This is a genomic window from Rathayibacter sp. VKM Ac-2805 (genome assembly GCF_009834265.1).
Lineage (GTDB): Bacteria > Actinomycetota > Actinomycetes > Actinomycetales > Microbacteriaceae > Rathayibacter.
The window spans coordinates 2,278,013-2,291,264 of the sequence record NZ_CP047185.1; the positions used below are offsets into that span (position 1 = coordinate 2,278,013).

A 13,252-nucleotide genomic window follows, 5' to 3' on the forward strand; every position below is an offset into this window, starting at 1 on the left:
CAAAAGCATGTGGCAACCGTTACACAGCGGTAACCGGGAGGTGGAATCCTTGCGCTGTTCTGCACGAAACGTGCGTGCCGGGCGGCCGTCGCGCAACACATCGACTTCAGAGGAGACGCACGGAGTGTCCACCGACCTGTCAGGATCCGCGCCCGGACGGCGCCGGATCCGCGTCGAGATCCTGCTGGTCCTCGGGCTCTCGCTGGGCGCCTCCGCTGTCTACTCGGTGGTCTCCATCGCCAACCGGCTCACCCGCTCGACCGCACTGGCCGACCAGACCGCGACGATCAACGGCGCCCTCAGCGACCGCCCGGGCTTCGACCTCGTCTACCAGCTGCTCGCGCTCTTCTTCGACCTGGTGCCGGTGGCCCTCTGCGCGTTCCTGCTCTGGCAGAGCTCGGGCCGTCCCCTCGGGCGCCTGGGGCTCGACCTGCGCCGGCCGTTCGCGGACCTGGGGACCGGGACGGTCCTCGCGGTGGCGATCGGCGCGCCGGGCATCGCGCTGTACGCCGTCGGACGCGCGCTGGGCATCACCGTGGCGGTGGTGGCCTCGCCGCTGGACGCGTACTGGTGGACGGTGCCGGTGCTCGTGCTCTCCGCGATCCGGGCGGGTGTGCAGGAGGAGGTCGTCGTGATCGGGTACCTCTTCGCCCGCCTGGGCGATCTGGGCTGGGGGCGGTGGCGGATCCTGGTGACCAGTGCGCTGCTCCGGGGCAGCTACCACCTGTACCAGGGCATCGGGCCCTTCATCGGGAACGTGGTCATGGGCCTGGTGTTCGGACTCTTCTACCAGCGCTTCGGCCGCACCCTGCCCCTGGTGATCGCCCACTCGATCATCGACATCGTCTCGTTCGTCGGCTACCCGCTGGCCGTCGCCCTCTGGCCCGAGCTGTTCGCGCCGCCGGCTCCGCGGCCGTGACGACGGACCGATCGCATCCGAGGAGCCGCAGGACCGCGCCGCGCTCGACGGCGGCTCTCAAGAGCCGCGGCGTGACACCCGCACGGTGGAGCCGCTCGCTCGTCGCGACTCCGTCGAGCCCTGCCAGCACCTCCACCACGCGTTCCACACGGTCGGGCTCCCTCGTGCATCGGAGTCGCCGTGCGCCGTTCCCCCCGGATCGGGAGGACTGCGCCCCACTCCGCGCCTGCGCGGAACCGCCGGTATCCGCAGCCGAGGATGGGAGATGACAGGACGGGCTCGAGGCTCCGTTCCTGCTCTCTCACCCTCGGTTGCGGACGAGCGCGTGCGGGCGGATCAGGCGAAGGCCTCGATGGGCGGGCAGGCGCAGACGAGATTGCGGTCGCCGTAGGCCTGGTCGATCCGGCGGACCGGCGGCCAGTACTTGCCGCGCACCAGCGAGCGGACCGGGTAGACGGCCTGCTCGCGGCTGTAGGGGTGCGTCCACTCCTCGGCCGTCAGGCACTCGGCGGTGTGCGGGGCGCCGCGCAGCGGGTTGTCGTCCACCGGCCACTCCCCCGCGCCGACGCGGTCGGCCTCCGCCCGGATCCCGATCATCGCGTCGATGAAGCGGTCGATCTCGGCGAGGTCCTCGCTCTCCGTCGGCTCGACCATCAGGGTCCCGGCGACGGGGAAGCTCATGGTCGGGGCGTGGAAGCCGTAGTCGACGAGGCGCTTGGCGACGTCGTCCACGGTCACTCCGGTCGCCGCCGTCAGCGGACGGATGTCGAGGATGCACTCGTGGGCGACGAGCCCGTTGTCCCCCGTGTAGAGCACCGGGTAGTGCTCGCGGAGGCGCGCGGCGACGTAGTTGGCCGAGAGGACGGCCGCCCCGGTCGCGGCCCGCAGGCCCTCCTCGCCCATCATCCGGGCGTACGCCCACGAGATCGGCAGGATGCCGGGGCTGCCGTAGGGCGCTGCCGACACCGGTGCGCCGCCGTGGACGATCCGCTCGCCCTGCGTGCCCACGCCGTGCTCGAGCCGCTGCGCGAGCGGGTGGCCGGGCAGGAACGGCGCGAGGTGCGCCTTCGCGGCGACGGGACCGACGCCGGGACCGCCTCCGCCGTGCGGGATGCAGAACGTCTTGTGCAGGTTGAGGTGCGAGACGTCGCCGCCGAAGTCTCCGAAGCGGGCGAAGCCCAGAAGCGCGTTGAGGTTCGCGCCGTCCACGTACACCTGTCCGCCGGCCTCGTGGACGAGGCGGCAGATCTCGGCGACCTCGTGCTCGTAGACGCCGTGGGTCGACGGATAGGTGATCATCAGCGCGGCGAGGGAGCCCGCGTGCTCGGCGATCTTCGCCCGGAGGTCGTCCAGGTCGACGTTGCCGAGCTCGTCGCAGGCCACGACGACGACGCGCATGCCGGCGAGGACCGCGCTCGCGGCGTTGGTGCCGTGGGCGCTCGAGGGGATCAGGCAGACCGTGCGGTCCTCGTCGCCGTTCGACCGGTGCCAGCCGCGGATCGCCAGCAGGCCCGCGAGCTCGCCCTGCGAGCCGGCGTTGGGCTGGAGCGACACGGAGTCGTAGCCGGTGAGGTGGGCGAGCCACCCCTCCAGCTGGCCGATCAGCGCCAGGGAGCCCTGCACGTCCGCCTCGGGGGCGAACGGGTGCAGGTCCGCGAACTCGGGCCAGCTGACCGCCTCCATCTCGGTGGCGGCGTTGAGCTTCATGGTGCAGGAGCCGAGCGGGATCATGCCGCGGTCCAGCGCGTAGTCCGAGTCGGCGAGGCGCTTGAGGTAGCGCATCATCGAGGTCTCGCTGTGGTGGCTGCTGAAGACCGGGTGCACGAGGAAGGGCGTGCGGCGGTCGAGCTCGGCGGGGATGCTCCGCGCGGAGCCGCCGAGGAAGCCGAACGACGAGTCCAGCTGCCCGACGGCGGTCGCGACGGCGATCACCTCGAGGTCGGTGACCGTCTCGTCGATCGACACCGAGACCGTGTCGGCGTCGACCAGGCGCACGTCGAAGCCGGCCTCGCGGGCGCGGGCGACCGCCGCCTCCGCGCCGCCGGGCACGACGACCGAGACGGTGTCGAAGAAGTCGGCGTGCCGGAGGGAGTGGCCCCGGTCGAGGAGGAGGCGCGCGAGGAGCGCGGCCCGGCCGTGCACGCGCTCGGCGATCGCGGCGAGCCCGTCCGGCCCGTGGTAGACCGCGTACATCGCCGCCATGACCGCCAGGAGGACCTGCGCGGTGCAGATGTTGGAGGTCGCCTTCTCGCGGCGGATGTGCTGCTCGCGGGCCTGGAGGGACAGGCGGTAGGCGGGGTGGCCGTCCGCGTCCTGGCTGACGCCGACGAGGCGGCCGGGCAGCTGGCGCTCGAGTCCCTTGCGGACGGCGAGGTAGCCGGCGTGCGGTCCTCCGAAGCCCAGCGGGACGCCGAAGCGCTGCGTGGTGCCGACCGCGACGTCCGCGCCGAGCTCGCCCGGCGAGCGCACCAGGGTCAGCGCGAGCAGGTCGGCGGCGACGACGGCCAGGCCGCCGTGGGCCTTCACCGCGGCGAGCACCGCCGACGGGTCCCAGAGGTGCCCGGACGCGCCGGGGTACTGCACGAGTGCGCCGAAGCACTCCGGCACCTCCTCCGCGGCGGTGCGCGAGAGCGGGAGCTCGACGATGCGGATGCCGACGGCCTCCGCCCGGCCGCGCAGCAGCGCGAGGGTCTGCGGGAGAGCGTCGGAGTCGACGACGAAGACGTCGGTGCGCGCCTTCGAGGCGCGGCGCGCGAGCAGCATGGCCTCGACGACGGCCGTGCCCTCGTCGAGCATCGACGCGCCGGCCGTGTCGAGGCCGGTGAGGTCGGAGACCATCGTCTGGAAGTTGATCAGCGCCTCCAGGCGCCCCTGCGAGATCTCGGGCTGGTACGGCGTGTAGGCCGTGTACCAGCTGGGGTTCTCGAGCACGTTGCGCTTGATCACCGCGGGGGTGTGCGTGCCGTAGTAGCCGAGGCCGATCATCGGCCGACGCACCGTGTTCCTCGCGGCGAGGGCGCGCAGCTCGGCGAGCGCCTCCGTCTCGGTGGCCGGAGCGGGCAGCACCTGCGGGAGGTCGCGGACGTGGATCGACTCGGGGACGGCGGCGGTGACGAGCTCCTCCACGGAGTCGTAGCCGAGAGCCGCGAGCATGGTGCGCTGCGCGTCGGCGTCGGTCCCGATGTGGCGGGACTCGAAGGCGCCGGGGGTCCTGGTGGCCGCCATCTACTCGCCGACCAGCTCGGTGTAGGCGGCCGAGTCGAGGAGGCCGTCGGGCAGGGCGTCGAAGCGGACCCGGATCAGCCACCCCTCGCCGAACGGGTCGGAGTTGACGAGCTCGGGGCTGTCGACGACGGCCGTGTTGGTCTCGAGGACCTCGCCGTCGACGGGGGCGAACAGCTCGCCCACCGACTTGGTCGACTCGATCTCGCCGACGACGCTGCCGCCCTCGACGCGGGCTCCCGCCTCGGGGAGCTCGACGAAGACGACGTCGCCCAGCTTGTCCGCGGCGTAGGCGGTGATGCCGACGGTCGCGACCTCTCCGTCGACCCGGATCCACTCGTGGTCGGAGGTGTACTGCAGCTCGGTGGGCACGGCCATGTCAGTTCTTCTTTCTCGAGTAGAAGGGGAGCTCGGTGACGGTCATCGGGAGGCGCGTGCCGCGGATGTCGACGGCGAGCGCCGTCCCGGGCTGCGCGGAGGCGGGGGCGACGTAGGCCATCGCGATCGGGACGCCCAGGGTCGGCGAGAGGACGCCGCTGGTGACCACTCCGACCTCGTCGTCGCCGGAGAGGACGGTGTAGTCGGCACGGGCGGCGCGGCGGCCCTCGCCGACGAGCCCGACGAGCACGGGAGCGTCTCCGGAGGGACCCTCCTCGCTGGCCGCGCGGCCGACGAAGTCGATCGGCTTCCCGAAGGCGACGACGCGGCCGAGGCCGGCCTGTGCGGGGAAGACGTCGCGGGAGAGCTCGTGGCCGTAGAGCGGCATGCCCGCCTCGAGGCGGAGGGTGTCGCGGGCGGCGAGGCCGGCGGGGACGAGGCCCGCTCCGGCGCCGGTCTCGGCGAGAGTCTGCCAGAGCGCGGGAGCGGAGTCGGGCGAGACGTAGATCTCGAAGCCGTCCTCGCCCGTGTACCCGGTGCGCGCGATCAGGATCGGATGCGCCTCGAAGGTCGCGGGCACGGCGCGGTAGTAGCGCAGCTCCGCGAGCAGGCGGGCGGCGTCGTCCGTGTCGAGCACGGACTCCGCTCCCCGCTCGGTCTCGACGGCGAGGCCCTGGACGTTCTGCAGGATCTCGAGCGAGCGCGGGCCCTGCAGCGCGATGAGGGCGACGTCGTCGCTCTCGTCGAACAGCTCGCACTCGAACATCGCGGTGCGGTCGCGGAGCGTCTCGACGACGATGTGCCGGTTGGCCGCGTTCGCGACGACCATGAAGCGGTCCTCGCCCGTGCGGTAGACGACGAGGTCGTCGATCACGCCGCCCGTGCGCTCCAGGAGAAGGGTGTACTTCGCGCGGCCGGCGGCGACGGCCGAGATGTCGCTCGCCAGCGCGTAGTCGAGGGCGTCGACCGCCTCGGGGCCGACGACGAGGATCTCGGCCATGTGCGAGAGGTCGAAGAGGCCGGCGGCAGTGCGCACGGCGTGGTGCTCGGCGAGATCGCCGGAGTAGCGGACCGGCATCTGCCACCCGGCGAAGTCGGTGAAGGACGCGCCGGCGGCGACGTGCACCTCGTGCAGGGGCGAGTAGCGGGCTTCGGGGCTGGTCGTCGGGGTCTCGGACATGAGTTCTCCATTTCGTCGCAGTGCTGGACTCGCGCCGCGTTCGCGGCAGAGCACAGCAGTGCCGTGGGAACTCCCCCTCTGTCGTGGAGCCTGAGAGATTCGCGCCGCCCCGAGGGGTCGAGCGCTTTCACCATGGGCGGATCCGAGCGGATCGCTTTCCAGAGTGGCCAGTTCGACGCGGTACAAGACCTGAGAGATTGGCGGGGAGGCTTGCTCCTTCGGTGCCGACCGGAGTCGGCTCTCCCGCGTCGCGTATTGCGGCCCGGTATTCGGTTGTGCGGTCAGCCTAGCGGTGAGGGCGGACCCTGCGCGGCGTGTCGCCTCTTCCGCTAGGTGTTCAGGTGTTCGTGACACTAAGGTGATCCCAGCACTTACAGTCGGTGCGACTCTTAGTAGGGGGCACCGGATGCCGGACGTGCAGCTCGCCGTGTCGACGGTGATCTTCGCCCTGCGGCCGCACCCGGAGACCGGAGCGAGCACCGTCTGGATCCCCGTCGTCCGGCGCATCCGCGAGCCGTTCGAGGGACTCTGGGCACTGCCCGGCGGACCGCTGCATCCGGACGAGGACCTCGCCGAGTCGGCCCGCCGCACTCTCCGCGAGACCACGGGCCTGGCTCCGCGCTACCTCGAGCAGCTCTACGCCGTCGGCGGCACCGACCGCTCCCCCGGCGAGGACCGCGTCGTGTCGATCGTCTACTGGGCGCTCGTGCGCTCCGCCGAGGCCGACGAGGCCATCGTGGGAGAGAACGTCGCCTGGCTCTGCACCGATCTGCCGCTCGAGCTCGCCTTCGACCACGGACTGATCGTCGACTACGCCCTCTGGCGCCTGCGCAACAAGATGGAGTACTCCCGCATCGCGCAGGCCTTCCTCGGCGGCGCCTTCACCCTGTCCCAGCTGCGGGAGGTCCACGAGGCCGTCCTGCAGAAGCCCCTCGACCCGGCCAATTTCCGCCGGACGATCGAGAGCTCCGGCACCGTGGTGCCCACCGGGGAGCGCCTGACGGGCACCCGCCACCGTCCCCCGCGCCTCTACCGCTACGACGAGTCGGCGGCGCTCGTCGACAACGGCCCGCTGCCCGTCTGAGCGCGCCGCCCGACTCCCCCACCCGCCTCACGAGGAGAACACCGTGACATCCGTCGACAGCACCATCCGGCTCATCGAGGGCGGCTCCGCGCCCGGCGCCACCTGCGCGCCCGAGCTCGCGGAGGCCCCCTGGTCGTTCGACCTCGGCCTGCCCGCCTACGGGCCCGGCGCCTCCCAGGCCGACCCGATCCCGGCCGACGCCCCGGTCCAGGGACGTCTGCCGGAGGAGTACACGACGGCGAGCGCCGACGAGCTGCACCACCGCATCCTCGCGGCGAAGGAGACGCTCGGCGAGCGGGTCGTCGTGCTCGGGCACTTCTACCAGCGGGACGAGGTGGTGCAGTACGCCGACTACGTGGGCGACTCGTTCCAGCTGGCGAAGGCGGCGACGAGCCGGCCCGACGCCGAGGCCATCGTCTTCTGCGGCGTGCACTTCATGGCGGAGACGGCCGACATCCTCTCCGGACCGGAGCAGGCCGTGATCCTCCCGAACCTGGCGGCCGGCTGCTCGATGGCGGACATGGCCGACATCGACTCCGTCGAGGACGCCTGGGCCGAGCTCACCGAGCTCTACGGCACCGAGCCGGACGCCGACGGCCGCGTGCCGCTCGTCCCGGTCACGTACATGAACTCCTCCGCCGCGCTGAAGGCGTTCTGCGGCCGCAACGGAGGCGTGGTCTGCACCTCCTCGAACGCGGCGACCGTTCTCGAGGACGCGTTCGCGCGCGGGCAGCGGGTGCTGTTCTTCCCCGACCAGCACCTCGGCCGCAACACCGCCAAGGCGATGGGCGTGCCGCTGGAGCGGATGCCGATGTGGAACCCGCGGAAGCCGCAGGGCGGCTCCGACACTGCGACGCTCCTGGACGCGCAGGTGATCCTCTGGCACGGCTTCTGCTCGGTGCACAAGCGCTTCACGACGGCCCAGATCGCGAAGGCGCGCGCCGAGCACCCGGGCGTGCGCGTGATCGTGCACCCGGAGTGCCCGATGGCGGTCGTCGACGCGGCCGACGAGTACGGCTCGACCGACTACATCGTGAAGGCGATCCAGGCGGCACCCGCGGGATCGACCTTCGCGATCGGCACCGAGATCAACCTGGTGCAGCGCCTCGCCGTCCAGTACCCGCAGCACACGATCTTCTGCCTCGACGACGTGGTCTGCCCCTGCTCGACCATGTACCGCATCCACCCCGGCTACCTCGCCTGGGTGCTCGAGGGACTGGTCGCGGGGACGGTGCTCAACCGGATCGAGGTCGCGGAGTCGGTGCAGGCCGAGGCGCGCATCGCCCTCGAGCGGATGCTCGCGGCCGTTCCGCCCGCCGGGCCGGCGGCGGTCTGACATGGCGCGGGTCGTCGTCGTCGGCAGCGGCATCGCCGGGCTGGTCGCCGCGCTGACGGCGCAGCGCCGCCACGAGGTGCTGCTCGTCACCAAGGGCGCGCTGGCGGAGTCGTCGACGCGCGCCGCGCAGGGCGGGATCGCCGCGGTCACGGCGCCGGGCGACTCCGTGGCGCTGCACGTGGAGGACACGCTCACCGCCGGTGCGGGCCTCGCCGTGCGCTCGGCGGTCGAGGTGCTCTGCGCCGAGGGGCCGGAGGCGGTCGCGGTGCTGCAGGAGTGGGGCGTCGGCTTCGACCGCGAGGGCGGCGAGCTGGCGCGGGGACTCGAGGGCGCCCACTCGCGTCCGCGGATCCTGCACGCCGGCGGCGACGCGACGGGCGCCGCGATCGAGGCCGCTCTCGTGGCGGCGGTGCGGGCCTCGTCGGTCGAGGTGCGCGAGCACGCCGCCCTGGTCGACCTGGTGCGGGAGGGCGGCTCGGTCACGGGCGCCGACGTCCTGCACGACGGCGTGCTCGAGCGCCTGGCGGCCGACGCGGTCGTGCTGGCCACCGGAGGCGCCGGGCAGCTCTACCGGCACACCACCAATCCGTCCGTCGCTACCGGGGACGGGCTCGCCGCCGCCCTGCGGGCAGGAGCGGAGACGGCGGACCTGGAGTTCTACCAGTTCCACCCGACCACGCTCGCGCTGCCGGGCGGCTTCCTCGTCTCGGAGGCGGTGCGCGGCGAGGGCGCGGTGCTGCGCGACGCCGCGGGCGAGCGGTTCCTGGCCGGGGTGCACCCCGAGGCCGAGCTGGCGCCGCGCGACGTCGTGGCGCGCGCGATCGCGGAGCGGATGCGGCTGCAGGGCGGACTGCCCGTGCACCTGGACGCCCGGGCGATCGACCCCGAGGTGCTGGCGAAGAGGTTCCCGACGATCTCGGCGGCCTGCCGCGAGAACGGGCTCTCGCTCGCCGACGACCTGCTGCCCGTGACTCCGGCCGCGCACTACTGGATGGGCGGGATCGCGACCGACCTGGACGGGCGCACCAGCCTCCCCGGGCTGCTCGCAGTGGGCGAGGTCGCCCGCACCGGCGTCCACGGCGCGAACCGCCTCGCCTCCAACAGCCTGCTCGAGGGCGTCGTGTTCGCGCGCCGCGCGGCGCTCGCCCTCGACTCCCTCTCCTGGAGCGGCGGCCCGGTCGCCCCTCCCCGCGCCGTCGTCCCGATGACGCTCGACCGCACCGCTCTCCAGGACGCGATGTGGGCGGGAGCCGGCCTCTCCCGGGACGCGGCGGGGCTCACAGCGGCGCGCGACGCGCTCGTCGCCTCCGCCTCGCCCGCTCCGCTCGGACTGAGGACGCTCGAGGACGCGAACCTGCTGATCTGCGCCCTCGCTCTCATCGACGCCGCGCTCGCGCGCACGCACTCCGTCGGCGCCCACCACCGCACCGACTCCTCCGACCCCGCGACGGCGAGCGCCGCCGCCCCCACCAGAGAGGCGGCCCTTCCGTGCTGACCCGCCAGAGCATCGACCGCGTCGTCACCCTCGCCCTCGAGGAGGACGCGCCCTGGGGCGACCTGACCTCCGACACCCTCCTCCCCGCGGACGCCACCGCGAGCGCCGCCCTCGTGGCCCGCGAGCCCGGTGTCTTCAGCGGCGGCGCCGTCCTCGTCGGCACGATGCGGCAGGTCGACTCCCGGATCCGCTGCTCGGTGCTCGTGGAGGACGGCGCGGTCTTCGAGGCCGGGCAGACCCTCGCCCGGATCGAGGGCCCCGCGGGCGGCGTGCTCCGCGGCGAGCGCGTCGCGCTCAACCTCGTGCAGCGGATGAGCGGCATCGCCACCCTGACGGCGCAGTACGTCGCCGCGGTGGAGGGGACGCGCGCCCGCATCGTCGACACCCGCAAGACCACGCCGGGCCTGCGCGCGCTCGAGAGGCACGCCGTCCGCAGCGGCGGCGGCCGCAACCACCGCTTCTCGCTCTCGGACGCGGTGCTGGCGAAGGACAACCACCTCGCGGTGCTCGCCGCGCGCGGGATCGACCTGACCGCGGCCCTGCGGGCGGCGCGCGCCTCGATCCCGCACACGGCGCACCTCGAGGTCGAGGTCGACCGGCTCGACCAGATCGAGCCCGCGCTGGCGGGAGGCGCGGACACGATCATGCTCGACAACTTCACCCCCGAACTGCTCCGCCAGGGCGTCGCCCTCATCGGCGGGCGGGCCGTGGTCGAGGCGAGCGGCGGCGTCGACCTCTCGACCGTGCGCGCGATCGCGGAGGCGGGGGTCGACGTGATCTCCGTCGGCGCGCTCACCCACAGCGTCCGCTCGCTCGACCTCGGCCTGGACATCGCGGTCGAGTGATCTACCTCGACCACGCCGCGACCTCGCCCGTGCGCCGCGAGGTGCTGGAGGCCATGTGGCCGTTCCTCACCGCCGAGTACGGCAATCCGTCGAGCAGCCACTCGCTCGGCGACGCCGCGGCGCGCGCGCTGGAGGCGGCGCGCGCTCACGTGGCCCGCTTCCTCGGCGGCCGCGCCTCCGAGACGCTCTTCACCTCCGGCGGCACGGAGTCGATCAACACGGCGGTCAAGGGCCTCGCGCTGGGATCGCCGCGCGGACGGCACCTGGTGATCTCGGCGCTCGAGCACGAGGCGACCGTCGAGTCGGCCGACCACCTCCGGCGCCTGCACGGCTTCGAGGTGTCGACGGCCCCCGTCGACGCGACCGGCCTGCTCGACCTCGACGCGCTCGCCGCGCTGGTCCGGCCGGACACCGCACTGGTCTCGGTGCTCGCGGCGAGCAACGAGATCGGGACGGTGCAGGACGTTCCGGCGATCGCGGCGCTCTGCCGATCGCGGGGCGTGCCGCTGCACGTGGACGCCGTCCAGGCCGCCGGCTGGCTGGACGTCGCGGGCTGGGGCGCCGACGCGGTCTCGGTCTCCGGGCACAAGCTCGGGGCGCCGAAGGGCGTGGGGGCGCTGCTGCTGCGCAGCCGGCTCCCGTTCGAGCCCCTGCTGCACGGCGGCGGCCAGGAGCGGGAGCGGCGCTCGGGCACCGAGAACGTGGCCTTCGCGGTCGCGCTCGGCACCGCGGTGCGCCTGCTCGATCCGGACCGCGCGGCGCGGGTCGGAGCGGTCCGGGACGCGTTCGCCGAGCGGGTCGCGGCCCTGGCGCCCCGGGCCGTGCCGCTGGGCTCCGCGGCGCACCGGCTCCCCTCGATCGCCGCGTACGCCGTCCCCGGGCGCAGCGGCGAGTCGACGCTCCTCGAGCTGGAGGAGCGCGGCGTCGTCGTCTCGAGCGGCTCGGCGTGCGCCGCCGGGCGCGACGAGCCCTCGCCCGCGCTGCTGGCCCTCGGCCTCGACCCCGACGTCGCCCGGACCGCCGTGCGGTTCAGCTTCGGCGAGGGCGCCACGCTCGAGGAGGCCGAGGCCGCGTCCTCCGCGCTCTGCGCGGTCCTCGCCTGAGACCTCTCGCAGCGGATCCCCGTCGATCGGGAATGTCCGGGGCGCCCGCCGCTGTTCTCCCTCCGTACCCCGCATCCGCGCCCGCGAGTCGAGCCGTCGATGCGCCCCTCACACCGATCCCCCTCACGACCGGAGAACACCTGTGACCGAGCGCAGCACCCTTCCCGCCGCGCGGCCCGCCGCACCCGCCGCCGCCACGACCCTCGAGCCGCGCAGCCGCCTGGTCATCAGCCTCCTGCTGGTGTCGGCGTTCGTCGTGATCCTCAACGAGACGATCATGAGCGTGGCGCTGCCCGACCTCATGCGCGACTTCGACGTCGAGGCGCACGTGGGCCAGTGGCTCTCGACCGCCTTCATGCTCACGATGGCCGTCGTCATCCCGATCACGGGCTACCTGATCCAGCGGCTGCACACCCGCACGCTCTTCGCCGCCGCGATGATCCTCTTCAGCCTCGGCACGCTCACCGCCGCGCTCGCCCCGACCTTCGCGGTCCTCCTGGCGGCCCGCGTGGTGCAGGCCGGCGGCACGGCCATCATGATGCCGCTGCTGATGACGACCGTGATGACGCTGGTGCCCCCGGCGATCCGCGGCCGGATGATGGGCAACATCTCGATCGTCATCTCGGTGGCTCCGGCCGTCGGACCGACGATCTCGGGCGTCATCCTCAACTTCCTCGGCTGGCGCTGGATGTTCTGGATCGTGCTGCCGATCGCGATCGGCGCGCTGCTCCTGGGCCTGCGCAAGGTCGAGAACGTCACCGAGCCCCGCTCCATCCCGATCGACTCGCTCTCGGTCGTCCTCTCGGTCTTCGGCTTCGGCGGCCTCGTCTACGGCCTGTCGAGCCTCGGCGAGGGCGGAGCCGCGGTCGTCGCGCCGTGGATCCCGTTCGTCGTCGCGGGCCTCGGCCTCGCGGGCTTCATCGCGCGCCAGCTCCTGCTGCAGCGCACCGACCGGGCCCTGCTGGACCTCCGGACCTTCTCCTCCGCGAACTTCACCATCGTCATCGCGATGATGGCGGTCAGCATGTCGGCGCTCTTCGGCACGCTGATCCTGCTGCCCCTCTACACGCAGAACGTGCTGGGCCTCACTCCGCTGGAGACCGGGCTGCTCCTGCTCCCCGGCGGCCTGCTGATGGGCCTGCTCGCGCCGTTCGTCGGCCGCGGCTACGACCGCTTCGGCCCGCGCGTGCTGCTCGTGCCCGGCTCGATCGTCGTCGCCGGCGCACTGTGGGGGTACACCCTGCTCGCGGCGGACTCGTCGCCCTGGTTCGTCCTCTCGCTGCACGTCACCCTCAGCCTGGGCCTCGCCTTCGTCTTCACGCCGCTGTTCACCGCCGGCCTCGGCTCGGTGCGCCCCTCGCTCTACTCGCACGGCAGCGCGATCATCGGCACCGTGCAGCAGCTGGGCGGCGCGGCGGGCACGGCGCTGTTCGTCACCGTCCTCTCGATCCGGTCGGCGGAGCTCGCGCAGGGCGGAGTCGACGAGGTCGCCTCCTACGCCGGCGGCATCCACTCCGCGTTCCTGTGGGGCGCGTCGATCGCGACGGTCGCGATCGTGGCCGCGTTCTTCGTCCGCCGCCCGGCGGAGTCGGACGCGCCGCTCCCGATGGCGCACTGAGCCGGGCGGGCCGACCCCGCCTGTTCACCTCCGCGTCACCCCGCCTCCCTACGGTGTCGCCCCGGCCGCCGC

The 13,252-nt window shown here is 73.2% G+C and carries 10 protein-coding genes and 1 riboswitch; of the genes, 7 read left to right on the plus strand and 3 right to left on the minus strand.

The genetic code is table 11. From position 1 onward, the window contains the following. Window positions 1-124 precede the first annotated feature (124 nt). Window positions 125-919, plus strand: a complete 795-nt coding sequence (locus GSU40_RS10625) for a CPBP family intramembrane glutamic endopeptidase (protein WP_244229453.1) — start codon at window positions 125-127, stop codon at window positions 917-919. Window positions 920-1,255: 336 nt separating this feature from the next. Here the strand turns inward: GSU40_RS10625 and gcvP are convergent, their stop codons facing one another. The 3 genes from gcvP to gcvT are packed head-to-tail and all read right to left on the minus strand — an operon-like array spanning window position 1,256 to window position 5,699. Next, window positions 1,256-4,144 (minus strand): aminomethyl-transferring glycine dehydrogenase, encoded by a 2,889-nt coding sequence (gcvP, locus tag GSU40_RS10630; RefSeq protein WP_160034923.1) that lies wholly within the window; start codon window positions 4,142-4,144, stop codon window positions 1,256-1,258. Further along, window positions 4,145-4,519: a glycine cleavage system protein GcvH gene (gene gcvH / locus GSU40_RS10635; RefSeq protein WP_104225540.1), complete on the minus strand. Its 375-nt coding sequence runs from the start codon at window positions 4,517-4,519 to the stop codon at window positions 4,145-4,147. A gap of 1 nt (window position 4,520) precedes the next feature. Continuing rightward, window positions 4,521-5,699: a glycine cleavage system aminomethyltransferase GcvT gene (gene gcvT / locus GSU40_RS10640; protein WP_160034925.1), complete on the minus strand. Its 1,179-nt coding sequence runs from the start codon at window positions 5,697-5,699 to the stop codon at window positions 4,521-4,523. Window positions 5,700-5,867: 168 nt separating this feature from the next. Then, a riboswitch (glycine riboswitch) is annotated at window positions 5,868-5,955 on the minus strand. 150 nt (window positions 5,956-6,105) lie between these two features. Between gcvT and GSU40_RS10645 the strand changes: the two genes are divergently transcribed. The 6 genes from GSU40_RS10645 to GSU40_RS10670 all read left to right on the plus strand — a co-directional run bounded on the left by GSU40_RS10645 (window position 6,106) and on the right by GSU40_RS10670 (window position 13,180). Next, on the plus strand, window positions 6,106-6,783 hold the full coding sequence (locus tag GSU40_RS10645) for an NUDIX domain-containing protein (RefSeq protein WP_104222969.1): 678 nt from the start codon (window positions 6,106-6,108) through the stop codon (window positions 6,781-6,783). A gap of 43 nt (window positions 6,784-6,826) precedes the next feature. After that, entirely contained in the window at window positions 6,827-8,119 is a 1,293-nt protein-coding gene (gene nadA / locus GSU40_RS10650) for a quinolinate synthase NadA (protein WP_104222968.1), read from the plus strand. A gap of 1 nt (window position 8,120) precedes the next feature. Beyond that, complete coding sequence (gene nadB / locus GSU40_RS10655) at window positions 8,121-9,614, plus strand: L-aspartate oxidase (protein ID WP_160034927.1); 1,494 nt, start codon at window positions 8,121-8,123, stop codon at window positions 9,612-9,614. Then, complete coding sequence (gene nadC, locus GSU40_RS10660; protein ID WP_104266935.1) at window positions 9,608-10,459, plus strand: carboxylating nicotinate-nucleotide diphosphorylase; 852 nt, start codon at window positions 9,608-9,610, stop codon at window positions 10,457-10,459. Before nadB ends, nadC begins: the two co-directional genes overlap by 7 nt. Then, window positions 10,456-11,562 (plus strand): cysteine desulfurase family protein, encoded by a 1,107-nt coding sequence (locus GSU40_RS10665; protein WP_160034929.1) that lies wholly within the window; start codon window positions 10,456-10,458, stop codon window positions 11,560-11,562. The genes nadC and GSU40_RS10665 overlap by 4 nt, the downstream gene beginning before the upstream one ends. Before the next feature lie 142 nt (window positions 11,563-11,704). Further along, window positions 11,705-13,180, plus strand: a complete 1,476-nt coding sequence (locus tag GSU40_RS10670) for a DHA2 family efflux MFS transporter permease subunit (protein ID WP_160034931.1) — start codon at window positions 11,705-11,707, stop codon at window positions 13,178-13,180. The last annotated feature ends 72 nt before the right edge of the window (window positions 13,181-13,252 follow it).